Source organism: uncultured Stenotrophomonas sp. (assembly GCF_963519925.1).
Lineage (GTDB): Bacteria > Pseudomonadota > Gammaproteobacteria > Xanthomonadales > Xanthomonadaceae > Stenotrophomonas > Stenotrophomonas maltophilia_AE.
In genome coordinates this window covers 1-25,727 of record NZ_CAUQPH010000052.1, presented here as the reverse complement: position 1 = coordinate 25,727, position 25,727 = coordinate 1, and the positions used below count along the sequence as shown (strand labels likewise).

The window sequence follows — 25,727 nt, the reverse complement described above, 5'->3', positions numbered from 1 at the left end:
GGCCTGGGCGGCCGCGCCGCTCGCCGCGTCAGCCGCGTCGCTTGCCTGCGCTGCCGACTGCTGGGCCTGCGCGGCCTGGGTCTGGGCCTGCGCTGCACTCTGCTGGGCGGTCTGCGCCATCGCCGGAATGGCCAGCACACTGCCTGCGGCGACGATCAGGGCGATCAGGGGCTTGCGGTTGCGAATAGTCATGTGGGTGGTCTCCTTTAGGGATGGTGCGCGGCTCGTTGTTTTCCGCACGGCCCCACACTGCCAGCCCGTTTGTGAATCGATCTTGCGCGCCGATCGGGGCGCGCACGCGGTCTTAACCACAACCGCGCAGCGCTCCTTTACCGCGGTGGTTACGCGCAGGTGAGCGGTTGGTAACACGCCCATTCAATCGGCCCGGATTTAACCGGATGCGAACGAAAACTCAGTCCGGGTTGGCGATTTTTTCGCCTGAGCGCGAACTGAACACAAGCCAGCCCAAAGCAACACCGCCCAGTGCACCGGCCACTTCCAGCACCACGCGCGAGCCCAGTTCGTTCGGGTCGTGGATGGTGGCCAGGTACAGCCGCGCGTACAACGGCGACTCCAGCCGCACGATGCCCATGTAGAACAGCTTCCATGCATCGATGCCGGCCGAGGCCACCACCGAGATCACGCTGGCCCAGCCGATGGCGTGCCCCAGCGACCAGCCCGCCCAGCGGCACAGCCGCTGCCACAGCGCGTACACCAGCAGGCCGACCAGCAGGGCGATGAGCCCGGCTTCCAGCGTGCCCAGCAATCCAAAGTGCAGCGGCAGGTTCATCGTGGTCCAGGCGTTCGGTGAGCGCGCATTGTAGCGGCGCCCCGGCTCAGCGCACCGGCACGTCGTAGGCGGTGCCCGGGTCGGGTTCGGGGCTGAGGGTGAAGTGCCACCACTCCTGCGGATAGTTGGCGAAGCCCTGGCGCTGCATCGCCTGCAGCAGGGTCTGGCGGTTGCGCCGCTGTTCGGCACTGATGTCGGTTGCGTCTGTATGTGCGCGGGGCCCGAAGAAATCGAAGTCGGTGCCCATGTCCACGCGGCGGCAGGGCGCGCTGCGGCAGTCGAGGAGGCCCAGGTCGACGGTGGCACCGCGACTGTGGCCGGAGGTTTCGGCGATGTAACCGCCCAGCAGGGCCGGCTTTTCCAGGCCGGGATACTGGATGGCCTGGCGCGACTGCTCCTGCGGGTCGTGCGCCCAGGCGACGAAGGCGCGTACCGACCGTGCGGGGCGGTAGCAGTCGAACACCTGCAGGCCGTAGCCTCGGCTGCGCAGCTCCGCTTCCACTTTCGCCAGCGCGGTGGCGGCCGGGCGCAGCAGCAGGCATTTGGGTGCGTCATAGCCCGGCACCGGGCGGGCGGTGAAGTTGTTGGCGGTGGCGTAGCGCACGTCGAGCTGGATGTCCGGCGACAGGCTGCGGATGTCGACCAGGCCGGCCTGCTCGGCGCTGCGTGCCGGGGCGATGGCGACCGCCTGCGCGCTGGCCTGCGGCGCGCCGAGCAGGCTAAGGGCAATCGCCGATGCGAGTGAAATGCAGGTCCTGGAAGTCATAGCTGAAGTCGATGTCCGGATCGATCGCACGCAGGGTCAGCGTGGGCGGATTGCCCGGCTGCACCTGCAGCCAGGGTTCGGTGTCCGCACCGAGCGTATCCCACTGCACCAGCCAGCGCGTATCGACCTGCATCACGGTGCCGCGCAGGCGCGGCGATTTGTCCACGCTGAAGCGCAGGGCGCCGCTCTCCGGGCAGAGCTGGGCCTGGCCGAGCCAAGGGTCGCGATACAGGCCCTGTACGGCGATGCCCAGCCTCGCTGCGGAATCGTCCGTACCCCGTAGAGCCACGCCCTGCGTGGCTGCAGGATGGCCAGCACCCCGTAGAGCCACGCCCTGCGTGGCGGCAGGATGGCCAGCACCCCGTAGAGCCACGCCCTGCGTGGCTGCGGGATGGTCGGCGCCGCGCAGCCACGCAGGGCGTGGCTCTACGGGTTTGCGGGCGGTGGTGTCTGGGCGCACGTGGCCGGCGGCGTGGCGGTGGGCCGCTTCGGCCTGGAGCTGCGCGGCGTAGCCGGCGACGGTCTGCTGCTGCGCCGGTGCGGTGAAGGACTTCAGCGCGGTCTGCATGAGCACGGTGCGGGCGTCTTCGCCTTCGCCGTTGATCAGGATCACTACGCCGACCTTTTTGTCAGGCAGCAGCGCCAGCGACGAATACATGCCGGACAGCGTGCCGGTGTGGGCGACCTTCCACTGCCCGTCCATGTCCGACAGGCGCCAGCCGTAGCCGTACGCGGAAAAATGCGCGTTGTCCCAACGGCGCTGGCGCTCGCCCAGCGGCATCGGCATGTGCGCGGTCCACAGCGCGCGGCGCTGCGATTCGCTCAGCCAGTCCGGCACCAGGCTGGGATCGAGCAGCACCTGCATCCAGCGGGTCATGTCGCGCAGGCTGCAGCGGATGCCGCCGGCGGCCATGGAGGTCAGGTCCGGGGCGACGTCGGCATCGGGGTTGACCACTTCGTTGCGCCCGTCGCGCGGCGCGTGCGGCTGGGCCACGTTGCCCACCTTTGCCACCGACCAGCTGCCGGCCTGGCAGCGGGTCATGCCCAAGGGTACGAACAGTTCCTCGCGCAGCAGCTGGTCGTACGGTTTGCCGCCGGCGGCGGCGGCCACTTCGCCGGCCACCACGTACATCAGGTTGTCGTAGGCGTAGCCGCTGCGGAAGCTGGTGACCGGCTTGAGGTGGGCCAGCCCGGCAATGATGTCGGCGCGGGTGAAGCGGTTGGGCTCGGGCCAGAGCATCAGGTCGCCGGCGCCCAGCCCCAGGCCGCTGTTGTGGATGAGCAGGTCGCGGACCTGCAGGTGCTCGGTGACCCACGGGTCGTGCATGCGGAACTGCGGCAGGTGCTTGATGACCGGATCGTCCCAGGCCAGGCGCCCACGGTCGACCAGGCGGGCGAGTACGGCGGCGGTCATCGCCTTGCTGTTGGAGGCGATCTTGAACAGGGTGTCTGCGTCGATGCGCTCGCCGCTGCCGGCGCGGCGTTCGCCACGCGTGCCGGTGAACACCACCTCGCCGTTGTCGACCACGGCCATGGCGATGCCGGGGAGATGGTAGTGCTGGACGGTGGCGTCGAGCATGGGGTCGAACGTTGCCGCGGGTGATGCGTGTGCGGAGGCTGCGGCGAGCGGGAGCAGCAGAAGGAGCAGTGAACGATGCATGGTTTGCTGGGGTACCAGTGCGGGCCGACCAACGGTCGGCACCAACCATGTTAACCGCGCGGGGTGGGGTTCCGGCGCGGGTCGGGTGCCGGCGCCGGGCCGGCACCCCGGTGCGGGGTCGGGTGCCGATCAGGTCGGCACCCGACCGTGCGCGCCGGTCAGAAGTTCCAGGTTGCCATCAGCTGGGTGTAGCGCGGGGCCTGCCAGCGTGTGCCGGTGTTGAAGGTGTTCTCGCGGAACTGGCCCGGCTGGGCTTCGTAACGCTGGTGCACGTTGACGACGGTCTGGTTGTTGAACAGGTTGAACACAGACAGCCGCACGCTCAGGTCGATACCCTCCACGGGCAGGCGCCAGGTGACGTTGGCACCCATGGTCCAGGTCCACGGCAGGCGACCATAGGCACCGCGCGGGGTGTACTCGAACTGGCGCTGGTCGTACGGGCCGGAACAGTTGGCCACGCACAGCCAGCCGGTGCCACCGCCGCCGCTTTCGTTGGAGGTGCTGCCACCGGCCACGGTGTCGCCCGGCCACATCACGCCGAAGGCGGTGATCGGGCCGCCGGACTGCACCTGCAGGGTGGTGCCGAACGACCACTGTTCGTTCAATGCATATGCCGCGCGCAGCTTGAACTGGTGGCGGAAGTCGTTGAACAGCACGCCATAGCGTTCGTTGTTGGCCGGGTGGTCCCAATGCTGGACCATGCCGGTGTCGCCGTAGCCGGTGTCGGAGTTGACCGGCCCTTCGAAGTTGCCGTCGCTGCGCGACCACAGGTAGGAGGCGTTGAACAGCCACTTCTCGTCCCAGCCACGGTCGAGCTGGAATTCCAGTGCCTTGTAGGTGCGCTTGGGCTTGGAATAGCCGACCACTTCGCCGCTGCCGCCCTTGCGGTAGCCGCTGTTGGCGGTGTCGATGGTGATCCAGCCTTCGGTGGCGCAGCCGATGCTGGAATCGCCCCAGATGGTCAGGCTTTCGCCCGGGTTGGCGATCGGCCACAGGGTAGTGCCGGTCGGGCCGCACGGGGTGTAGTTCAGGCGTAGGTCGTCCAGCGCGCGGTCCATGGTGCGGTAGGTGGCATTGACGCCCCACGACCAGGCCTGGTTGATCATGCTCTGGAAGCCCAGGATGTATTCGTCCTGGTAGACCGCCTTGAGGTCGCGGTCCACGCTCTGGCGCAGGTCGGCCGCGCCGGTGTTCATGCGGGTGTCGACCGGTCCGATCTGCTGGCCGATGATCGGCGCCGCGTACGGCGCGCCGGTGACCGGGTTGGCCTGCTGCTGCCAGCCATTCAACACGTAGTACGAATATTCGTCGGTGAGTCCACCGGCGAAGTTGACGTTGATGTTGTTGGTGACCGGCAGGTAATAACGGCCCGCGTTGCCGAACAGCTTGGTGGTGGCGTCGCCCTTCACGTCCCAGGAAAAGCCCACGCGCGGTGCGATCAGGTCGTCCATCTTGATGAAGGCATCGCCGTCGGCGGTGCGGTTCTCGAAGCGGTCCCAGCGCACGCCCAGGTTGAGCATGAGGTTGGGGGTGATGTTCCAGATGTCTTCGAGGTAGAAGGCGTTGGCTTCGGTTTCGAAGGTGCCGCCGGAAACGCGGTTGCGGGCGCGCAGCATCTCGGTCACGCCGGCCGGCACGTAGGCACCGGCGCCGTCCCACACTTCATCGCCCGGGCGCGCCACGTAGGCGGTGTAAGCGAGCTGGGTCGGACCCGGGTAACGGGTGGCCTGCTCGGTGGTCATCAGTTCGCGGTCGACGCCGAAGCGCAGCAGGTGGCGACCCAGCTGCCATTCGAAGTCGAGGCGGGCTACGTCGCGGGTGTCGTCGCGCTCGGCGACAGCGGCGCCGGTAGGATGGCAGCCCGGGCGCAGGCCGTTGAGCTGGCCCAGGCGCGAGGCGTAGCTGGCGTCGGTGAACACCGGGCTGCAGGCCTGGTCGAGCGAGGAGCTGGTGAACGCACGCTGGTTGTTCTGGCCGACCATGGCGCGGGCGGTGAAGTTTTCGCCGAAGTGGCCGGTGTAGGTGGCCGAGTAGTTGCGGCCGCCGGTTTCGGTGACCGAATCGCCGCCCCAGCCGCCGATCTGGTTCTCGTCCCAGTCGTAGTTGTACGAGCCGTTGGTGACGTCTCCCTCGTCGGAGAACGCCAGCAGCGCCAGGCTGTGGTTGTCGGTGATGTTCCAGTCCAGCTTGGCGCCCCAGAAGCCGTTCTCGCTTTCGTTCTTGAACCAGGTCAGGGCGTCGTTGGAGGTGTTGTGGCCGCTGTCGTTGCGATCTTCGTACATCGCGAACAGGAACAGCTTGTCCTGTACCAGGGCGCCGGAGCCCCACACGTTGGTCTTGAAGAACGAGCTGTCGTCGCGGCTGGCGTAGGAATGCGGGGTGCCGTCGCGGTGGAAGTGGTCGCGGCCGCTGGAGCGCCAGGCGCTGGGCTCGGCGGTGATTTCCACGCCGCCTTTCAGCTCGTTGCTGCCCGAACGGGTCACGGCGTTGATCACGCCGCCGGTGGAGCGGCCGAACTCGACCGAGTAGCCGCCGGTCTTGACCTGGAATTCGTTGAAGAAGGCGAACGGTGCGCTGGAGAAGCCACGCCGGGTGTACATGTCGGTGACGTTGAGGCCGTTGATGAAGACCGCGTTTTCGGCCACCGAGGAACCGGCGAACGACAGTCCACCGAAGGTGGAGTTGCCGCCGACCACGCCGGGAGCGAGCAGCGCCACCGCGGCGAAGTCCTGTGCCACCGGCAGGCGCTGCAGCTCCTGGCGGTTGACGTTGAAGGAGGTTTCGGTGGTGGACACATCCACCCGGTTGACCACGCGCGTGCCCACCACCTGCAGCGCGTCGAGGTTGACCACCCCACCGCCGCTGCCCAGGTTCACGGTGGTGGTGCCGCCCACCGCCACGCTCACCGCGACCGGCTCACCGAGCGGCTGGCCGTCGCGGCTGAGCTGCAGCTGGTAGTCGCCCACCGGCAGCTGGCCAAGGCGGTAGGTACCGTCGGCGCTGGCGGTGACCGTGCGGGTCTGCCCGGTACTGGTGCTGACCACGGTGATCTGGTCGCCGGCACTGGCACGGCCGGCGACGGCGCCGCTGACGGCCTGTGCGAATGCCACCGTGGGCAGCAGGCTGCCCAGACACGCTCCCAACGCGACGCACAGCGCCGCCCGCTTCAAACCGTTCGCTTTCATTCCCTGCTCTCTCCTTCAAGGGTGAAAATAATCATGTTGGTCACCCCACCAACGGTGGGGTGCTACCGGGCCGTTGCCGGCGTTACGTGCGACTGGAAGTCGTAAGTCCATTGATCGAAGTAAAGGTTGCCGCCGGCCCATTCGACTTCGCCGCGCTGCGAGTCGACGGTGTCCGAGCGCGGGTGCTGCTTGGCCGGCGGGAACGGCTGCTGGAAATCGTCGTTGAAGGCGATGCGGTAGGCGTCGAGGCTGCCGAAGTAGAAGTCGCGCAGCGCCGGGTCGGTGCTGTCCAGGCGCCCGGTGGTGACGTCCATCGGCACCCAGCCATACGGCGCCAGGTACAACGCGCCCCAGTCGTGCAGGTTGTTGTAGCCCACCGCATCGTCGGAATACACCATGCCCGACTGCCAGCGCGCGGGAATGCCGTTCAGCCGCAGCAGCGCGATCAACAACAGGGTCTGCTGCCCGCAGTCGGCATGGCCGGCGTGCAGCGCGTAATCGCTGATGTTGGAGATGGTGGAGTATTCGCGCGCGCCCGCCCATGGAATCTGGTCCACGGCGTCGAACAGTTTCCGTGCGATGCGATAGGGGTTGGTTTCGCTGCCGACCACGCGCTGCGAAAACGCGCGCAGCGCCGGGGTGAACACCACGTGCGGCGGCTGTTCGGCCAGGAAGGGCAACAGCGCGTCGCTTTCCGGGGTGGGCAGCACCCTGGCCGGGTCGATCGGCACGTGGAGCGCGTACACGGTGAGCGCGTAGCGGATCTCGAAGCGGGTGGGCTTGCCGGCCACCGCCTTCTGCTGAAGGTGCACGGTGCGTTGCAGGGCGGTTTCCGGTGCGATCACCGCGCCCTGCGTCGGGCCGATCCAGGTGATGTCTTCCTGCTGGCCGCGGATCCAGCGCGGATACGGAATCCAGGCCTGCAGCACTTCGCCGGCCGGCACCGCGTCGGGTTTGACCGTTATGGATTGGGTGACCTCGACCCGGCGCGGCACCACGCTGGTACCGGCGCCGCTGCGGGTGGCCGCCACGACTTCATGGTGGTGCGGGGCAAGCTGTTCGTACGGGCCGTCGACCGGCAGCGGCACGCCGGGTGCACGGCGGGCGCGTGCTTCGGCACTGATCCGGAACAGGTTGGACGGGGCGCGCTTGAACCAGCGGCGCTCGCCATCGATATCCAGGTGTTCGAGCAGGCCGGCCGCATCCCAGCGCGCGAACTCGTCGTCGCGCAGGTCGGGAATCTGCCTGCGCAGCTGCGCCTTGGCGCCCGCTTCGTCCAGGCTGAAATCCAGCGTCATGCGGCGCATGCGTTCGCGCTGGAAGGTCCACGCGGCACGCTGCTCGTCGCTGAGGGCGGGGTCGGCCAGGCGTTCGCTGATGCGCGCTTCAGCCACGGCAAACTGGCCCTGGTCTATCTGCGCGATCACCGCGTCCTGGGCCAGCACCGGCGCCTGACCCGATGCCATGCCCAGCAGCAGGCACGCCGTGGCGGCGCGACGGGCGAAGGTCGAGGCAGAGCGCGGTTTGCGTACGGGCAGATCCACAGCGACACTTCCCAAGGTGCGGGTGGTAATCGCTGTGTAACACGGGCCTGACAGGGGGTCAATAATTTATTCTTGCTTTCGCTGAAAAAAGGAATAAATATTCCTGACGCTTCCGAGGAGGATGACCGCTCCATGATCCAGGCTTCCCCCCGCCGCTCCGCGCGGCCTGCGTGGCCGACCCGCGCGATGTTGGCGGCGCTGCTGCTGCTGCCGGGCAGCGCGAGCTGGGCCGAGTCGCCCTTCGGGCCGCCGCCGGCCTTCGGCGGCGTGGTTGGATTGCGCGAGGCCTACCTCGACCCGGCGTTCTGGGCGGCGCGACTGCCCGATCCCGACCGGGTGAACCTGGACAGCGCGGGCATTGCCGCGCAGAACGCGCGCATGCGTGCCGAAGACAAGGCGATCCACGACCTGCGGGCACTTCCCGCCCGGCTGGGGCGGGCGCGCGTACTGGCCGACATCCAGGCGCTGTCGCGCTGGCCGGAAAAACCGTTGTTCGGCGAAGACGGACACCCGGTGCCCGCCGCCGCGCGTACCGCCATCGAGGCCAACCTGGCGCTGCCGTCCATTCCCGTCGAACGCCCTCTGCACTATGGCTTGGTGACCCACCGCGCCGCGCTGCGTGCGTTCCCGACCGCGCTGCGGGTATTCACCACACAGGGCGACACCGATATCGACCGCTTCCAGGAATCGGCGCTGTTCCCCGGCGACGCGGTGGCGGTGCTGCACGAAAGCGCCGACGGGCAGTGGCTGTTCGTCACCAGCGAGCGCTATTCGGCGTGGATTGAAAAGCGCTTCGTCGGCATCGGCAGCGCGGAGACCGTGTTCGGCTACGGCCAGCGCGGTCCTTACCGCGTGGTGACCGGCGCCACCGCGTTCACTGCGTTCACCCCGGAAGAGCCGCGGGTCTCGCGGCTGCAGCTGGAGATGGGCGTGCGCGTGCCGGTGATCGCCGACTGGCCGCTCAACCAGACCGTGAACGGCCAGCAGGCACACGCCGCGCACGTGGTGCAGCTGCCGGTGCGCAACGCCGACGGCACGCTGGCGCTGGTACCGGCGCTGCTGCCGCGTTCGCAGGACACCGCCAGCGATTACCTGCCGCTGACTCCGCGCAATGTGCTCACCCAGGCCTTCAAGTTCCTCGGCGAGCGCTACGGCTGGGGTCATTCCTACGACACCCGCGACTGCAGTGGCTTCGTGTCGGAGATCTACCGCAGCTTCGGCGTGCTGGTGCCGCGCAATACCAGCGCGCAGGCAGTCAGCCCGGCGCTGGACCGGATCGCGTTCAGCGCGAAGGACGACGCGGCAACGCGCAGCGCCGCCGTGCAGCAGCTGCAGGTGGGCGACCTGGTGTACATCCCGGGGCACGTCATGGTGACCATCGGCCAGCTCGACGGGCAGGCGTGGATGATCCACGACACCGCCGGCGGCAGCTGGTTCGGCGCGGACGGTCGCCGCGTGCAGGCCCACCTCAACGGCGTGTCGGTGACCCCGCTGCAGCCGATGATGGCCAGCGACACCGTGAGCTACATCGACCGCATCACCAACATCCAGCGCATCCGGCCCCAGACTCCTTGATGAAAATCACCGACATCGAACTTGGCATGCTGCGCGTGCCGCTGAAGACCCCGTTCAAGACCGCACTGCGCACCGTCGATACCGTGGAAGACGTGGTGGTGCTGGTGCGCACCGACAGCGGCCATACCGGCTATGGCGAGGCACCGGCCACCGCGGTGATCACCGGCGACACGCACGGTTCGATCATCGAGGCCATCGACCGCTTCATCAAGCCGCGCCTGATCGGGCAGGAGGTCGCCAACCTCAACCGCATCTGCACGCTGATCCAGTCGTCGATGGAGCGCAACACCAGCGCCAAGGCGGCGGTGGAGATCGCGGTATACGACCTGTGGGCGCAGCTGCACGCCGCGCCGCTGTACCGGATGCTGGGTGGTGGCGACCCGGTGATCACCACCGACATCACCATCAGCGTGGACTACATCGACAAGATGGTGGCCGATTCGCTGTCGGCGATCGATCGCGGCTTCGAGTCGCTGAAGATCAAGGTCGGCAAGGACATCGGGCTGGATATCGAACGGGTCAAGGCAATCCACGCCGCCGTGCAGGGCCGTGCGCTGCTGCGGCTGGATGCCAACCAGGGCTGGACCGCGAAGCAGGCGGTGCACGCCATGCGCAGCCTGGAAGAGGCCGGGGTGGTACTGGAGCTGCTGGAGCAGCCGGTGAAGGCAGCCGACATCAGCGGGCTGAAGTACGTGACCGACCGGGTCAACACACCGGTGATGGCCGATGAAAGCGTGTTCAACCCGGGCCAGGTGTTCGACCTGATCCAGCAGCGCGCGGCGGACATCATCAACATCAAACTGATGAAAACCGGTGGGCTGAGCAATGCGATCCGCATCGCCGACATCGCCGCCATCTACGGGGTGCCGTGCATGATCGGCTGCATGATCGAATCGAGCATCAGCGTGGCCGCGGCGGTGCACCTGGCGGTGGCCAAGAGCGAGATCATCACCAAGGTCGACCTGGACGGCCCCTCGCTGGGGCAGTTCAATCCGGTCACCGGTGGGGTACATTTCAACGAGTCGGAGATCACCATCAGCGATGCGCCAGGGCTGGGCATCACCGAGGTGAGGGGCCTGGAAATGATCAAGGCACCCCGCTGGTAGCCCGGTAGAGCCACGCCCTGCGTGGCTGCACCGCGCGGTCCCGGTGCACGCCAGCCACGCAGGGCGTGGCTCTACACCTCCCCCACACAGGAACCATCGCGTCCTCCATGCCGCCCCTGGTGAAAATCCGCTCCGAGCGTGACCACATGTCGGCGATCGAACGCCGCATCGCCGATTTCATCCTCGACAACGCCCACCTGCTGCGCGACTACTCCTCGCAGCAGCTGGCCAGTGCGCTGGGGATCAGCCAGTCCAGCGTGGTCAAGTTCAGCCAGAAGCTGGGCTTCAAGGGCTACCCGGACCTGAAGTATTCGATCGGCCAGGCGGTGGCCCGCGCCGGCAGCGGCCCCGCCGCCGGCCCGCCGAGCGCCGCCCCGGCCAACGATTACGACCAGCTGGCCGAACGCCTGCGCCTGAGCCGCACCGCCGCCGATGAGGAAACCCGGCTGGCCAACCCGCAGGCGGATGTGGAAACCATCGTGCAGCTGGTCGACGCCGCGCCGAAGCTGTTCGTCTACGGCCTGGGCGATGACGGCCTGTACGCGCGCGAGTTCGCGATGCGGCTGTCGCTGCTGGGCATGCTGACCGTGCACCACGCCGACCCGATCCTGATGATGGCCAACCTCTCGGCCGCGCGCGCGGGCGACGTGCTGCTGGTGTTTTCGGAGTTCGGCAAGCTTCCGCAGCTGTTCCAGCTCTCGCGCCAGTTCCAGGACATGGGCGGCAAGGTGGTCTCGATCACCCGGCACAGCGCCAACCCGCTGCGCGCGCATGCCGACGCGTCGCTGGTGGTGTGCGCGCACGACCCGGCGCCGCACGTGGCGCAACTGTTGTACCGTTCTGCCTTGCAGTCGCTGCTGGACTTCGTGTTCGTGCTGCTCTGCCACGCCAACCCGGACCGCCACCGCCAGCTCGGGGTGAACCTGGAACGGATCGAACACCTGATCGACACCTGATTCCCGGAGTCCACCACGATGCTGCCGCTGCTGCGTTCCGCCCTTGCCGTCGTGCTGGTTGCCAGCGCCCTGCCCGCTGCCGCGCTGGCCCCGCCGCCCGTGCCGCTGGTGCAGGACACCCGCCAGATGATCGTGGTCACCACCAATGGCTGGGACGCCACCCAGGGTTCGCTGCAGGCCTACACGTTTGCCGATGCCAAGGGCTGGCAGGCGGAAGGGGCGCCGTTCGCGGTCGCCGTGGGCCGCAACGGCAGCGCCTGGGGCGTGGGCCTGCGGCCCAACCCGACCGATGAAGGTGCCCAGCAACCCGGCGACCCGATCAAGCAGGAAGGCGACGGCCGCAGCCCGGCCGGCATGTTCTTCCTGGGCACTGCGTTCGGGTATGCCGCCAAGGCCGATACCGCCCTGCCCTACCAGCCGATGCTGGCCAGCTCCTACTGCATGGACGTCCCGGATTCGACGTACTACAACCGCATCGTCGATGCCGAGGTGGTCGGTGCGGAGGCGGTGGAAGGCTCCACCGAACCGATGCGGCTGGACCTGCACAACAAGGGTGACGTGCGCTATCGCGAGGGCTTCGTGATCGAGCACAACCCGGGCGGCAAAGCGGGCAAGGGCAGCTGCATCTTCGCCCATCTGTGGCGCACGCCGGGCGAGGCCACCGCCGGCTGCACGGCGATGCAGCCCGAACACATGCGCGCCCTGCTGAAGTGGCTGGACCCGGCGCAGAAGCCGATCTTCGTGCTGCTGCCGCGCGCGCAGTACCAGCGCCTGCAAGGTCCATGGGCACTGCCGACGCTGCCGCCGCAGTCCGAGGCGGCGCGATGAGCACACCGACCGAACCGCAGCTGGAACGCGCGGTCAGCCGCTGGCAGATCGTCGGACTGTCGATCAACGATGTGATCGGCAGCGGCATCTACCTGCTGCCGGCCGCCACCGTGCTGCTGCTCGGGCCCTTCAGCCTGTGGGGCGTGGTGGCGGCGGGCATCGTGGTGGCGCTGCTGGTGCTCTGCTACGCGCAGGCGGCCAGTTACTTCGACGAGCCCGGCGGCAGCTATCTGTATGCGCGCGAGGCGTTTGGGCGCTTCGCCGGGTTCGAGATCGGCTGGATGATCTGGCTGACCCGCATCAGTTCGGCGGCGGCGTTGAGCAACGCGCTGGCCGATGCGGTGGCGCGCTTCTGGCCGTGGGCCGGGCACGACCTGGGCCGGGTGGTGGTGATCGTAGTGTCGCTGGGCTTCCTGACCGCGGTGAACGTGGCCGGGGTGCGCTCGGCCGCACGCACCGGGGTGGTGCTGGTGGTCGGCAAGCTGGTGCCGCTGCTGCTGTTCGTGGCGATCGGCGCGTTCTACGTGGACACCGAGCTGGCGTTCTCCGGCGCACGACCGGACCCGCACGACCTGCAGCGCATGGGCGAGGCGGCGCTGCTGCTGCTGTATGCCTATGCCGGTTTCGAGAACATCCCGGCCGCAGCCGGTGAGTACCGCAACCCGCGCCGTGACATTCCATTTGCCTTGATCACCATGATCATCACGGTGACGGTGATCTACGGCGCGGTGCAGTTCATCGCGCAGGGCACGCTGCCGGGGCTGGCCGATTCGGCCACGCCGCTGGCCGATGCCGCGGCCGGGTTCGGTGGCGAGGCGCTGGCGTTGATCCTCACCGTGGGCGCGACGATTTCGATCCTCGGCACCAACAGCAACACGATGATGATGGGGCCGCGCTTCCTGTTTGCGCTGGCACGCGATGGCTATGGGCCGAAATTCCTGGCCCAGGTGCACCCGCGCTTCCGTACGCCGGCCGCAGCGATCGTCACCCAGGGGGTGATCGCGCTGGTGCTGGCTTTGTCCGGTTCGTTCGTGCAGCTGGCGCTGCTGTCGATGACCACGCGCCTGTTCGCCTACATCGGCACGGCGGCGGCGGTGATCGTGCTGGCGCGCCGCTTCCGCGACCGGCCCGGCGCCTTGAAGCTGCCGGGCGGCCCGTTGATTCCTATCCTGGCGCTGGTGCTGTGCCTGGCGCTGTTCGCCAGTGCGAGCTGGCAGAACATCGCTGCGGCGCTGATCGCCTTCGCGGTGGGCGCGGTGATCTATCTGGTGCCGCGCAAGGGTTGATGGGACGTTGTGGCACTGCGTGCAGCCACGCAGGGCGTGGCTCTACGGCTGGTCGGGGCAACCACGCGCACGCAAGCCACGCAGGGCGTGGCTCTACGCCCGGATGGAACATGAATCCGTAGAGCCACGCCCTGCGTGGCTGAACCACCCACCTCCCCTTCAGCACCCTTGACCCGACATTCACCCCACGCGCCCGCCGCGTTAACCGGCCCACCGGTAGGTTGAAGCCTCACCCAACCGGAGCCACACATGAGCCCTGACTACCAGATTCCCGGCCGGGTGCCGGAAGACGGCGTGCCGCGCGAAGCGGTCTCGGATTATTGGCGCGAGCGCTTCAGCGCCGAGCCGTACTACGACAGCAACCTGGCATTCGAGGATTACGAGCCGGCCTACTACCTCGGCTACAGCTCGCGCCACACCCGTACCCGCGCCGATGAAGTGATTGAAGCCTACGAGCAGGTGGAAGCCGAGCTGGAATCGCGCTGGGCGCGTGAACAGGCGACCAGCAAGCTGACCTGGGCGCAGGCCCGCAACGCGGTTCGCCGCGGCTGGGACGAGTCCACCGCCCTGCACCAGTCGCACCTGGACAGGGGCGTTCCGCGCGGCACCTGACCTCAAGACATCCGCGTACCCCCCTGCACCCGTGGCGGCGAGGCCACGGGTGTTTTCATGTGTGCGCCCCGGCGGGATGACCTATGGTCCACGCCGCGTTGATGGGCATGGTGTACAACATCGGTTGGCCATTCGCGTCCCCTTCTGGAGATTTCCCATGACCCGCCGCCTGCTGCTCACGCTTGCCCTCGCCGCCACGCCGGCCCTGTTCACCACCGCCTGCGTTGCCGCCGATGCCCCGGCCAAGGCCGCCGCGCCAGCGCTGGAGAAGGCGCAATGGCCATTCACCGCCACCGAATTCGCCCGCTTCGACCAACCCTGGGCGATGAGCTTCCTGCCGGACGGCAGCCTGCTGGTGACCGAGAAGGAAGGCAGGCTCAAGCACTTCAACCTGACCACGCGCAAGAGCGCGGAGATCACCGGCGTGCCGAAGGTGGCGTACGGCGGCCAGGGCGGCTTCGGCGACGTGCTGCCGCACCCGCAGTTCGCGCAGAACCAGCTGGTGTACCTGAGCTACGCCGAAGAAGGCGAAAAGGACACCCGCGGTGCCGCGGTGGGGCGCGCGAAGCTGGTGCTGGCCCCCGATGGCAGCGGCACGCTGGAAGACTTCAAGGTGATCTGGCGCCAGACCCCGAAGGTGGAAGGCAAGGGCCACTACGGCCATCGCCTGGCGTTCGGGCCGGACGGCAAGCTGTGGATCACCTCAAGCGAACGGCAGAAGTTCGATCCCGCGCAGGACATGGGCGGCAACCTCGGCAAGATCATCCGCCTCAACGACGACGGCAGCGTGCCGGCGGACAACCCGTTTGCCTCGAAGGGTGGCGTGGCCGCACAGGTCTGGTCGCTGGGCCACCGCAACGCGCTGGGCATCGCCTTCGACGCGAACGGCAAACTGTGGGTGCATGAGATGGGCCCCGCCGGTGGCGACGAGTTGAACCTGATCGAACGTGGCGCCAACTACGGCTATCCGATCGTGTCCAACGGCAACCATTACGATGGCCGCGACATTCCCGACCACGATACGCGCCCGGAGTTCAAGGCACCGAAGGTGACCTGGACCCCGGTGATCTCGCCGGCAGGTTTCATCATCTACAGCGGAAAGCTGTTCCCGCAATGGCAGGGCAGCGGTTTCATCGGCGGGCTGTCGTCCACCTCGCTGGTGCGGGTGGCGTTGGAAGGCGACACCGCGCGCGAAGCCGAACGGTTCCTGATGGGCGAGCGTATCCGCGAAGTCGAACAGGGCCCGGACGGCGCGATCTGGCTGCTGGAAGATGGCAGCAACGGCAAGCTGTTGAAGCTCACCCCGAAGGGGTGATGCAGGTGGGAAGCGCCGGGCGATGCCCGGCCTTCCCCGCCAAAGGTCATGCCATTACCGACCGCGGGCAACTCCACGGCGGTCGATCGGGATGCGACCCTACCAGCGCGGCGGCATATGCGGCGCATGCGGTGACGCAGCGGCATGTGCAGCGCATGCGGTGGCGTGCCGGCATATGCGGCGCATGCGGTGACGCGCCGGCATGTGCGGCGCATGCGGTGACGCGGCGGCATGCGCGGTGAATGCGGTGGCGCGGCGGGAATGAGGGTAGGGTCGGTTCCCAAACGACCGCCGATACGCCATCAACATCCGGTAACGAATGACCTTGAACGAAGGCATGCGTCATTGCCCGATATTGTTGACCTTCACCTCGCTCTTCGTGCATTCCTTGTCCAGGCACTTGCCGTTGATCCACACCTCGCCCTGGCCCAGCATTACGCCCTGCCAGTTCACGAACAGGGTGTCGAACTTCTGCTCGGCAATCAGCTTTGCCAGCGCCGGGGTCACGATCTTGTCGTAGTCGCGCTGGAACGCGGCGGCGTCGGCCACGTTCTGGTTCTTGCCGGCGATGGTGACCCGCACGGGGTAACGCATCAGGCCCGCCACGGCGGCACGATCACCCGCGGCGACACCGCGCTGCAGGTCATTGAACACCGCCTCGTACTGGTCGGCATCGCCGAGCAGTTTGCCGATGCGTTCGCGCGCTCCGCCTTCGCTTTGTTCCGCAGCGTTCGCCGGCGTGGCGGCGGAATCCGTGCCCGCCACCGGCGGCGCGGTATCCGGCGTTGCCGCGCTGCTGGGCTCCACTGCATCGGGTGACAACCCGGCCTGCGGCGCATCTTCGGCTGCGGTGGCGGTGGTGGCCGGCGGCGAAGTCGACGGTGCGCCCGCCTCATCGGCCGGCGGCGTGGGCTGGCTGCAGGCAGCCAGCATCAAGGTGGGAAGCAGGATCGTGATCAGGCGCATGGGCGGCTCCGCAGGGGTGCAAAGCCGCAGCGTAGCGTCATCGGTGTCAGCCACCGATGACGGTTGGGTCGACGGGCAGCCGGGCAGAGCCCGGCTCTACGTCGGTGCGCAGGACGACATGTCGGCCTGCAGAGCGTTACGTCAGCGTGCCAGCAGTTCGAAGACGACCGGCTCGCCGCTGGCCGAGGAGGCGCATACCCACAGGTCGAACTGACCCGGCTCCGCGCGGAACACGCCGTCGCGTCCGGTGAAGCCCAGTGCGTGGCGATCCAGGGTGAAGCGCACTTGGGTGCTTTCGCCCGGCTGCAGCGCCACCTTGCGGAAATCCTTCAGCTCGCGCACCGGCCGCACGCGGCTGGCCACGCGGTCGTGGACGTACAGCTGCACGACTTCCTCGCCCGCCACCGCGCCGGTGTTGGTCAGGGTGGTGGTGATCTCCAGGGTGTCGTCCCAGCCAAGCGAAGCACTGCCCAGCTGCGGTACGCCGTAGTCGAACGTGGTGTAGCCCAGGCCGTGCCCGAACGGGTACAGCGGCGCGTTCGGAATCTCGCGCCAGCGCGCCTTGAACTCCGACATCGTCGGCAGCTCCGGGCGACCGGTACGCGGGTGGTTGTAGAAGAACGGCTGCTGCCCCGACACCTGCGGGAAGCTGACCGGCAGCCGCCCGGACGGGTTGTAGTCGCCGAACAGCACATCGGCCACGGCCGGGCCGGTCTGGGTGCCCAGGTACCAGGTGACCGCCACCGCCTGCGCATTGCGCACCGCGCCCTGCAGTGCCAGCGCGCGGCCATTGCGCAGCAACACCACGAGCGGCTTGCCGGTCATCGCCACCGCTTCTGCCAGCGCCTGCTGCGCCGGCGGCAGGGTGATTTCCACGCGCGACTGCGCTTCACCGCTGTAACGTTGCGGTTCGCCCAGCGCCAGCACCACCACGTCCGCACGCAGCGCGGCCGCCACGGCCTGTTCGATACCGTCCTGCACGGCCGCTTCAAGTTCGCAGCCCGGCACGATCTCCAGCAGGTTTTCATCGCTGATCGCCGCGCGCACGCCGGCTTCCAGGGTGACGTAGCGGTCCTTGTCGCCGAACAGCGTCCAGCAGCCCTCGATGTTGTCGCGGTCCTGCACGAACGGACCGATCAGCGCGATCTTCTGCCCCGCCTTGCGCAGCGGCAGCACATTGTTGTCGTTCTTCAGCAGCACGATGGAACGGCGCGCGGCATCGCGCGAGAGTTCATCGTGCGCGACCAGGTAGGAGGTGTCGGCTTCGCGGGCCAGGTCCAGCGAACGGTACGGATCGTCGAACAGGCCGATCGCTTCCTTCAGCTTGAGGATGCGCCGCACCGACTCGTCCAGCGTGGCCATCGGCACTTCGCCGCTCTCGACCAGGTCCGGCAGGTGCACGGCGTAGAAGCCGCTCTGCATGCTCAGGTCCAGTCCGGCGGTGAACGCCTTGGCGGTGGCATCGCGGTCGTCGGCGGCGTAGCCGTGCGCGACCAGCTCCATGTCGGCGGTGTAATCGGAAATCACCACGCCCGGGAAGTTCCACTCGCCGCGCAGGATGTCGGTCAGCAGTTCGGCGTTGGCGCTGGCGGGCACGCCGTTGATGTCGTTGAAGGACGACATCACGGTGATCGCGCCGGCTTCAAAGGCGGCCTTGAACGGCGGCAGGTGCACGTCGCGCAGGGTCTGCGGCGAGATGTCCACCATGTTGTATTCCATGCCGGCCATGACCGCGCCGTAGGCGGCGAAATGCTTGGGCGTGGCCAGCAGCGCGTCGGCCGCACGCAGGTCCGGGCCCTGGAAGCCGCGCACGCGGGCGGCGGCGAACGCACAGCCCAGCACCACGTCTTCGCCAGCGCCTTCGGCACCGCGGCCCCAGCGCTGGTCGCGGGCGATGTCCACGGCCGGTGCGTAGGTCCAGTGCAGGCCGGCCGCGGTGGCTTCCACGGCGGTGGCACGCGCGGTGCGCTCGGCCAGGTCGGGTTCGAAGCTGGCCGCTTCACCCAGCGGGATCGGGAACACGGTGCGCATACCATGGATGACATCGGCGGCCAGGATTACCGGAATGCGCAGGCGGCTTTCTTCCAGTGCCACCTGCTGGATGCGGCGGCCGGCTTCCACGCCCACGCCATTGAACAGCGAGCCCACCTTGCCTTCGCGTACCTGCTGCAGCACCTGGTCGGCGTTGCTGACGTTGGCTTCGGGATTCACGTCCGGCGCGAACGGCCGGACCATGTCCGCGAACACACCCAGCTGGCCGACTTTTTCTTCGACGGTCATCTGGGCAATGAGGGTTTCGATGCGATCGGAGGCCACCGGCGGTCCTTATGAAAACGTTTACAAGGCCGGGATTCTAGCGTTCCCGAGCCCCTTGTGGAGGATTTTGGCGTTCATTTTTCATCCCCGAGGGGAAATTCCGGTGCCGACCAGGCGGCACCGGAGGCACAGGAGCTTACTCCGCGGCGACCCGCTGCTGCTGCGCGGCCATCAGCATGGCATCGCTGGAGGCCTGGAATACGCGCAGCCCGAACACCGGCAGGATCGCCAGCAGGTGGTCGAACACATCCGACTGGATGCCTTCGTACCCGGCCCAGGCGGTGGTGCGGGTGAAGCAGTACACCTCCAGCGGCAAGCCTTCGGTGGTGGGCTGCAGCTGCCGTACCAGCAGCGTCATGTCCGTATGGATGCCCGGATGCTGGCGCAGGTAGCGCTCCACATAGGCGCGGAAGGTGCCCAGGTTGGTGACCCGGCGCGCATTGATCGCGGCCATGCCCTTGGCCTGCAGCCCGGTGTTCCACTGCGCCAGTTCGGCCTGCTTGTCGCGCAGGTAGTCGCCCAGTACCGCGAACTGCTGCAGCCGCGCCAGCGTCTCCTCGTCGACGAACCCCACGCTGTGCTGGTCCAGGTACAGCGCGCGCTTGATCCGGCGTCCGCCGGCTTCCTGCATGCCGCGCCAGTTCTTGAACGACTCGGTGACCAGCTTCTTGGTCGGGATGGTGGTGATGGTCTTGTCGAAGTTCTGCACGGTGATGGTGTGCAGGGCGATATCGATCACATCGCCATCCGCGTTCTGGCTGGGCATTTCGATCCAGTCGCCCAGCCGCACGCGGCCATCTCCGCTGATCTGCACGCTGGCCACCAGCGACAGGATGGTGTCCTGGAAGATCAGCATCAACACCGCCGTGGCCGCGCCCAGGCCGGTCACCAGCGGGCCCAGCTTGACCCCCAGCAGGGTGGCGACGATGGACAGGCCGGCAACCACGAAGACCACGATCTTCACGACCTGCAGGTAGCCCTTGATCGGCTTGTTGCGGGCATCGGGGCGGCGCTCGTAAAGCTCGTTGGCCGCATCCAGCGCGTGCGAGACCGCCAGCGCGACGGTCAGGACCGCCCAGGCCCGGCAGGCGCCGATGACGAATTCCACCAGCTGCGGCGGCAGGTCCGGCACGATCCGGATGCCGGCGGCGATGACCATGCTGGGCACCACGTTGGCCAGGCGCGAGATCACCCGCAGGTTGCTGCCGCCTTCATTGTCGGCGCCGTAGCCCGGCAGGCGCCGGACCAGCCGGCGCAGGCCACGCAGCAGGATGCGCTTGGTGACGAAATTGGCCAGCCATGCGGCCAGCGCCAATGCGCACAGCACGATGGTGGTGTAGGCCCAGGGCCAAGGTTCGAGGGTGTCCTGCAGGTTTTCCAGGAGTTGTACGGCGATTACGGCGTCTACCATCGTTTATGGGGTCTCTTGGTGTTGCGAGGGCTGGCCAACGGCCGGCGCTACCGGGGTGGCGGGGGCCGGCAAACGGCGGCGGGAGCGAGCTCTCCCGGTCGCTGCGTGATCGTGCCGCGCAGCGTGTGCCTCAGGCGGCGCTGCGCTCGATGATCACGCCGACCGCTTTGGCGCCGCGGACGGCACCGGGCTTGCTGAGTTTCAGCCGCAGCCACTGCACGTTGAACTCGCGCAGCACGATCTCGGCGATGCGCTCGGCCAGGGTTTCGACCAGGCCGAAATCGGACTCGCGCACGAACTGCTCGATCCGCTTGCTCACGGCCTTGTAGTTCAGGGTGTCGGCGATGTCGTCGCTGGCCGCCGGCTTGCGGTTGTCGAAGCCCATTTCCAGGTCGAACCGCAGGGTCTGGCGGATCCGCCGTTCCCAGTCGTAGATCCCGATCAGGGCATCGATCTCCAGCCCTTCGATGAATACCTTGTCCATAGGAGTGCCACGTGAAAGATGGTGCCCATGGTACCGGCGCGGGCCCGAACGTGCTTCGAATGGGGTCGGCGGCGCATCGCCTGGATGAAACTCAACTTGTCACGCTTATACAGCGCGTAGGCGACATGACCCACCATATCGCCCTCATCTTTCACCAGCGTGCCATAGGTAAGATTCGGCCCGCTCATGGCTATCGCCGCTTTAGTGAGTTGAAGGCCACCCTACCCGCCCGGTTGATCTGTTCCGAGGTCAATTGGAGAGAAATGGCGCTACCCGGCGCGCTGCCAATGAAGTTCCCCGTTATGCGGGTGCCGGACATGAGCCGGGCGTTAGCATCCCTGACGGCACCAACGGTGACGATTTTATTGAGATCGATCTTGAACAGGGTGACTTCTCGTTGCCCACAGCATGCAGCGCGAGGCGGGGCAAATCTGCTGCACCGATCTCACTATCAATGAAATCGATGGAACGGCCGACACTACACCGCCGGCAGCGTCGCCATGTCCCAGCGCGGCGTGACCTGTACCTGCGGCGGGTTGTGCTGGCCGGCTTCCAGGCGCAGGGCGCCGGCGAAGGCGATCATGGCGCCGTTGTCGGTGCACAGCGAGGGCCGCGGGAAGCAGGCGCGGCCACCGCGGCGCTCGGCCATCTGCTGCAGCTTGGCGCGCAGGCGCTTGTTGGCGCCCACGCCACCGGCTACCACGATGACGTCGGTGCCGGCCGCATCCAGCGCGCGGTCGCATTTGATCGCCAGGGTCTCGACCACCGCGTCTTCAAAGCCACGGGCGATGTCGGCGCGGGTCTGCTCGCTCTGGTCGCTGTCGCGCCAGGCCAGCAGGACCTGGGTCTTCAGGCCGGAGAAGCTGAAATCCAGCCCGGGCCGGTCGGTCATCGGCCGGGTGAACTTGAATTTGCCGGGCGTACCGCGTTCAGCCAGCGCGGCCAGCTGCGGGCCGCCCGGGTACGGCAGGCCCATCAACTTGGCGGTCTTGTCGAAGGCCTCGCCGGCAGCGTCGTCCAGGGTCTCGCCCAGCAGGCGGTACTGGCCGATCCGGTCCACCGCCACCAGCTGGGTATGCCCGCCAGAGACCAGCAGGGCCACGAACGGGGCCTGCGGCGGGTCGTCTTCCATCAACGGCGCCAGCAGATGGCCTTCCATATGGTGGACACCCACCGCCGGCACCTCCAGCGCCCAGGCCAGCGAGCGGGCCACGCCCGCCCCTACCAGCAGCGCGCCGACCAGCCCGGGGCCGGCGGTGTAGGCCACCCCGTCGATGTCGTTCACGCCCAGCCCGGCCTCGGCCAGGGTCTGGCGGATCAACGGCAGCAGTTTGCGCACGTGGTCGCGGCTGGCCAGCTCGGGCACCACTCCGCCGTATTCGGCGTGAAGGGCGATCTGGCTGTACACGGCATGGGCGCGCAGGGCGTCCGGGCCGGCCAGGGAGGTGTCGTACACCGCCACGCCGGTCTCATCGCAGGAAGATTCGATACCAAGGACTCGCATGGCTGCTATTATGGACCTCTTGAGGCCTTGGCAGACGTACCGCCAGCGCGCCCTTCACTACCCAAGGCCAGGAAGTTTGCCGGGGTGGGTTGCAAGTTCTTTTCTCGCCGCTATAATGTGCGGCTCTCACCGGGCGTGACCCGGTTCTACTGTGTCCCGGAGATTCCATGCCCAGCGTTAAAGTCCGCGAGAACGAGCCCTTCGAGTTTGCGCTCCGTCGCTTCAAGCGCACCTGCGAAAAGGCCGGCGTGCTGGCCGAAACCCGCAAGCGCGAGTTCTACGAAAAGCCGACCCAGGAGCGCAAGCGCAAGGCTGCTGCTGCTGTGAAGCGTCAGCTGCGCCGCTCGTCGCGCGACGTCACCAAGCGTCAGCGCCTGTACTGATCGGACGCAACTTCGATGCGGCAGGCCTGGCCTGTCGCGGCGGAGCCGAAGCCGGAACGCGCGAGCGTTACCGGCTTTTTGCGTTTCCATCGATCTTGTTCCCGCCCCACCCTTTCACCGAACGAGGTGTTCCATGAGCATGAAGCAGCAGCTCACCGACGACATGAAGGCCGCCATGAAGGCGGGCGAAAAGCACAAGCTGGGCGTGATCCGCCTGATCAACGCCGCCATCAAGCAGCGCGAAGTGGACGAGCGCATCGAGCTGGACGACGCCGCGGTGATCGCCGTGCTCGACAAGATGGTCAAGCAGCGCAAGGACTCGGTCAGCCAGTTCGAGGCCGCCAACCGTGAAGACCTCGCGGAAATCGAGCGCCAGGAGCTGGCGGTGATCGACATCTACCTGCCGGCCAAGATGGGCGAAGCCGAGATCCAGGTCGCGATCCAGGCCGCCGTCGCCGAAACCGGCGCCAGCAGCGCGGCCGACATGGGCAAGCTGATGGGCGCGCTGAAGCCGAAGCTGGCCGGCCAGGCCGACATGGGCCTGGTGTCCAAGCTGGTCAAGGCGCACTTCGCCGGTTGAGTGTGCGGGGGACACGACCAACGGTCGTGTCCTACCCGGCCTCGGCGGTAGGCACCGACCGTCGATCGGTGCGCGTGGTAGGCACCGACCGTTGGTCGGTGCGTGCGTCAGCCCACCGCCGCGTTTCACCCGGTCTTCGAACCGGGCCTGCTAGAAAACAGGCATGTCTTCGCTGCCGCCTTCCCCCGCGCCCGCACCGGCGCACGATCCGTCCCGCGTTCCGCCACGCCTGCGCAAGTACGTGGACCGGCTTGAACGCAGCTTCCCGGTCGCAGTGGGCAAACGCTTCGTCGATGTCGACGTGCTGACCCAGGCCGCGTCGGTGTCCTTCTATGCCCTGCTCTCGATGGCACCATTGCTGGTGCTGCTGCTGTGGCTGACCGCGTCGCTGTATCCACCTGCCCAGCAGGCGCTGATCGGGCAGATCAACGACGTGGCCGGCAGCAGTGCCGCCACCGTCGCCGACACCGTGCTCAAGAACGCCGACAACCAGCCGTCGATGGGCTCGCTGGCCGGCATGTGGAGCACGCTGCTGCTGTTCATTGGTGCCACCGCCGTGTTCGCCCAGCTGCAGAACGCGCTGAACCTGATCTTCAACACCAGCGGCGAGCGCCTGGACGGCATCGTGGCGTGGCTGCGCAAGCGCGTGTTCTCGTTCGGCGTGGTACTGGCACTGGGGTTCCTGCTGATCCTGTCGATGACCGCCACCACCATGCTGCAGGTGGCCTTCGCACAGCTGCCCTCGGTGCTGCCGGCGGTGGGCTACCTGACCAGCCTGGCCCTGTACACGGTGGGCTTCGCCTTCCTCTACCACTACCTGCCCGACCGGCGCGTGGCCTGGCGCCAGGCGTTCATTGGCGGGGTGATCACCTCGGCGCTGTTCGCGCTGGGCCGCTATGCGATCGGGCTGTACATCGCCACGGTGGCGCCGGGCAGTGCCTACGGGTCGATGGGCGCGCTGGTGATCTCGCTGGTGTGGATCTACTACGCCACGGTGGTGTTCTTCGTCGGTGCGCTGATGACGGCGGTGATCGACGAACGCCTGCGCGCCCGCACCCACCTGGCCGAAGCCGGTATCGAGCCGCCGAAACCGGGCGCGGCCAGCGCCAGCTAGTAGACTAGCGGGGTTCTCCGCTACCGCGCGCGGCCGTTACCGGCCCTGCCCCAGCCTGCTGCCCATGGCCCGTATCCCCGACGCATTCATCGACGACCTGCTGGCCCGCTCCGATATTGTCGAAGTGGTGGGCAGCCGCGTGCCGTTGAAGCGCCAGGGCAAGGAGTATTCGGCACGCTGCCCGTTCCACGATGAGCGCTCGGCATCGTTCACGGTGTCGCCGACCAAGCAGTTCTACCACTGCTTCGGCTGCGGCGCGCACGGGACCGCGATCAGCTTCCTGATGAACTACGACCGCCTGGAGTTCCTCGACGCCGTCGACGAGCTGGCCAAGCGGGTGGGCATGGAAGTGCCGCGCGACACGCAGCCGCGCACTGCGCAGCAGCAGGACGACAGCCGCGAACTGTACGCGGCGCTGGATGCGGCCACGCGCTTCTTCCAGAAGTCGCTGGACGGCAGCGACACCGCCCGTGCCTACCTGGACCAGCGCGGCGTGGACGAGGAAAACCGCGCGCGCTTCGCGATCGGCTACGCGCCCGATGGCTACAGCGCGCTGAAGGATGCGCTGGGCAAGGACGAGCGGCGCATGAAGCTGCTCGATCGCGCCGGGCTGTTCTCCAAAAACGACCGCGGCCACGTCTACGACAAGTTCCGCGACCGGGTGATGTTCCCGATCTACGACCGGCGCGGGAGGGTGATCGCCTACGGCGGCCGGGTGCTCGAGAAGGACGACGGCCCCAAGTACCTGAACTCGCCCGAGACCGCGCTGTTCCACAAGGGGCGCGAACTGTACGGCCTGTGGCAGGTGCGCCAGGCCAACCAGAAGATCGAACGCCTGATCGTGGTCGAAGGCTATATGGACGTGGTGTCGCTGTTCCAGTTCGGGGTCACCCAGGCGGTGGCGACGCTGGGCACGGCCACCACGCCGGACCATGCCGAGCTGCTGTTCCGCAACGCGCCGGACGTGTTCTTCTGCTTCGACGGCGACGCCGCCGGGCGCCGCGCCGGCTGGCGTGCGCTGGAATCGGTGCTGCCGCGCATGAAGGACGGGCGCCAGGCGTTCTTCCTGTTCCTGCCCGACGGCGAAGACCCGGACACGATCGTGCGCAAGGAAGGCAAGGAAGGCTTCGACGAACGCCTGAAGCAGGCCACGCCGCTGTCGCAGTTCTTCTTCGACGAGCTCACCCGCGAGGTCAACATGGCCACGCTGGACGGCAAGGCGAGGCTGGCCGAGCGCGCCAGACCGATGCTGGCGCAGATTCCCGACGGCGCCTTCGGCGACCTGATGAAGCAGCAGCTGGCCACGCTGACCGGGCTGGGCAGCACGCCGGCGCCGGCAGCGGCCG

General features: G+C 67.6%; 22 protein-coding genes and 1 pseudogene. 12 read left to right on the top strand and 11 right to left on the bottom strand.

Going from position 1 to position 25,727, the window contains the following annotated elements; all coding sequences use genetic code 11:
- From RWO33_RS11195 to RWO33_RS11170, 6 genes and pseudogenes are all read right to left on the bottom strand, one after another.
- Nucleotides 1-192, bottom strand: a pseudogene (locus tag RWO33_RS11195) (EF-hand domain-containing protein); the annotation flags it as partial.
- Nucleotides 193-412: 220 nt separating this feature from the next.
- Nucleotides 413-790 carry a hypothetical protein gene (locus tag RWO33_RS11190; protein WP_314104890.1) on the bottom strand — a complete coding sequence of 126 codons (378 nt, stop codon included), beginning with the start codon at nt 788-790 and terminating at the stop codon, nt 413-415.
- Nucleotides 791-836: 46 nt separating this feature from the next.
- Nucleotides 837-1,556 carry a M15 family metallopeptidase gene (locus tag RWO33_RS11185; protein ID WP_314104889.1) on the bottom strand — a complete coding sequence of 240 codons (720 nt, stop codon included), beginning with the start codon at nt 1,554-1,556 and terminating at the stop codon, nt 837-839.
- A complete protein-coding gene (locus tag RWO33_RS11180; protein ID WP_314104888.1) occupies nt 1,510-3,216 on the bottom strand; it encodes a serine hydrolase domain-containing protein in 1,707 nt (568 codons plus the stop codon). Before RWO33_RS11180 ends, RWO33_RS11185 begins: the two co-directional genes overlap by 47 nt.
- Before the next feature lie 158 nt (nt 3,217-3,374).
- A complete protein-coding gene (locus RWO33_RS11175) occupies nt 3,375-6,401 on the bottom strand; it encodes a TonB-dependent receptor (RefSeq protein ID WP_314104887.1) in 3,027 nt (1,008 codons plus the stop codon).
- Between the two features lie 62 nt (nt 6,402-6,463).
- Entirely contained in the window at nt 6,464-7,867 is a 1,404-nt protein-coding gene (locus RWO33_RS11170) for a transglutaminase domain-containing protein (RefSeq protein ID WP_314104891.1), read from the bottom strand.
- A gap of 210 nt (nt 7,868-8,077) precedes the next feature.
- Here RWO33_RS11170 and RWO33_RS11165 point away from each other — a divergent pair, with 210 nt between their 5' ends.
- From RWO33_RS11165 to RWO33_RS11135, 7 genes are all read left to right on the top strand, one after another.
- On the top strand, nt 8,078-9,520 hold the full coding sequence (locus RWO33_RS11165; RefSeq protein ID WP_314104886.1) for an SH3 domain-containing protein: 1,443 nt from the start codon (nt 8,078-8,080) through the stop codon (nt 9,518-9,520).
- A complete protein-coding gene (locus tag RWO33_RS11160) occupies nt 9,520-10,626 on the top strand; it encodes a dipeptide epimerase (protein ID WP_314104885.1) in 1,107 nt (368 codons plus the stop codon). The genes RWO33_RS11165 and RWO33_RS11160 overlap by 1 nt, the downstream gene beginning before the upstream one ends.
- Nucleotides 10,627-10,733: 107 nt before the next feature.
- The gene (locus tag RWO33_RS11155) at nt 10,734-11,582 is read left to right on the top strand and encodes a MurR/RpiR family transcriptional regulator (RefSeq protein ID WP_314104884.1); all 849 of its coding nucleotides are present in this window, start codon (nt 10,734-10,736) and stop codon (nt 11,580-11,582) included.
- 18 nt (nt 11,583-11,600) lie between these two features.
- Complete coding sequence (locus RWO33_RS11150) at nt 11,601-12,410, top strand: hypothetical protein (RefSeq protein ID WP_314104883.1); 810 nt, start codon at nt 11,601-11,603, stop codon at nt 12,408-12,410.
- A complete protein-coding gene (locus RWO33_RS11145) occupies nt 12,407-13,696 on the top strand; it encodes an amino acid permease (RefSeq protein ID WP_314104882.1) in 1,290 nt (429 codons plus the stop codon). The genes RWO33_RS11150 and RWO33_RS11145 overlap by 4 nt, the downstream gene beginning before the upstream one ends.
- A gap of 249 nt (nt 13,697-13,945) precedes the next feature.
- Entirely contained in the window at nt 13,946-14,308 is a 363-nt protein-coding gene (locus tag RWO33_RS11140) for a hypothetical protein (protein WP_145481247.1), read from the top strand.
- Between the two features lie 157 nt (nt 14,309-14,465).
- Complete coding sequence (locus RWO33_RS11135) at nt 14,466-15,623, top strand: PQQ-dependent sugar dehydrogenase (protein ID WP_314104881.1); 1,158 nt, start codon at nt 14,466-14,468, stop codon at nt 15,621-15,623.
- A 342-nt stretch (nt 15,624-15,965) separates the two neighbouring features.
- On the opposite strand, the gene RWO33_RS11130 is transcribed toward RWO33_RS11135, so the two are convergent.
- The 4 genes from RWO33_RS11130 to folB form a co-directional block, all read right to left on the bottom strand.
- Nucleotides 15,966-16,589: a hypothetical protein gene (locus tag RWO33_RS11130; protein WP_314104880.1), complete on the bottom strand. Its 624-nt coding sequence runs from the start codon at nt 16,587-16,589 to the stop codon at nt 15,966-15,968.
- Nucleotides 16,590-16,730: 141 nt separating this feature from the next.
- Nucleotides 16,731-18,905 (bottom strand): glycoside hydrolase family 3 N-terminal domain-containing protein, encoded by a 2,175-nt coding sequence (locus RWO33_RS11125; protein WP_314104879.1) that lies wholly within the window; start codon nt 18,903-18,905, stop codon nt 16,731-16,733.
- Between the two features lie 136 nt (nt 18,906-19,041).
- Nucleotides 19,042-20,316, bottom strand: a complete 1,275-nt coding sequence (locus RWO33_RS11120) for a mechanosensitive ion channel domain-containing protein (protein ID WP_314104878.1) — start codon at nt 20,314-20,316, stop codon at nt 19,042-19,044.
- A 130-nt stretch (nt 20,317-20,446) separates the two neighbouring features.
- Nucleotides 20,447-20,800 carry a dihydroneopterin aldolase gene (folB, locus tag RWO33_RS11115; protein ID WP_314104877.1) on the bottom strand — a complete coding sequence of 118 codons (354 nt, stop codon included), beginning with the start codon at nt 20,798-20,800 and terminating at the stop codon, nt 20,447-20,449.
- Nucleotides 20,801-20,811: 11 nt separating this feature from the next.
- Here folB and RWO33_RS11110 point away from each other — a divergent pair, with 11 nt between their 5' ends.
- Nucleotides 20,812-21,258 (top strand): hypothetical protein, encoded by a 447-nt coding sequence (locus tag RWO33_RS11110; protein WP_314104876.1) that lies wholly within the window; start codon nt 20,812-20,814, stop codon nt 21,256-21,258.
- A gap of 20 nt (nt 21,259-21,278) precedes the next feature.
- Here the strand turns inward: RWO33_RS11110 and tsaD are convergent, their stop codons facing one another.
- Entirely contained in the window at nt 21,279-22,304 is a 1,026-nt protein-coding gene (gene tsaD / locus RWO33_RS11105) for a tRNA (adenosine(37)-N6)-threonylcarbamoyltransferase complex transferase subunit TsaD (protein WP_314104875.1), read from the bottom strand.
- Nucleotides 22,305-22,471: 167 nt separating this feature from the next.
- Here tsaD and rpsU point away from each other — a divergent pair, with 167 nt between their 5' ends.
- The 4 genes from rpsU to dnaG form a co-directional block, all read left to right on the top strand.
- The gene (rpsU, locus tag RWO33_RS11100) at nt 22,472-22,687 is read left to right on the top strand and encodes a 30S ribosomal protein S21 (RefSeq protein WP_002808376.1); all 216 of its coding nucleotides are present in this window, start codon (nt 22,472-22,474) and stop codon (nt 22,685-22,687) included.
- A 133-nt stretch (nt 22,688-22,820) separates the two neighbouring features.
- A complete protein-coding gene (locus RWO33_RS11095) occupies nt 22,821-23,267 on the top strand; it encodes a GatB/YqeY domain-containing protein (protein WP_314104874.1) in 447 nt (148 codons plus the stop codon).
- 163 nt (nt 23,268-23,430) lie between these two features.
- Nucleotides 23,431-24,381 carry a YihY/virulence factor BrkB family protein gene (locus tag RWO33_RS11090; RefSeq protein ID WP_314104873.1) on the top strand — a complete coding sequence of 317 codons (951 nt, stop codon included), beginning with the start codon at nt 23,431-23,433 and terminating at the stop codon, nt 24,379-24,381.
- A gap of 64 nt (nt 24,382-24,445) precedes the next feature.
- Nucleotides 24,446-25,727, top strand: a 1,282-nt coding sequence (dnaG, locus tag RWO33_RS11085) for a DNA primase (protein ID WP_314104872.1), incomplete at its 3' end; no start/stop codon positions are given.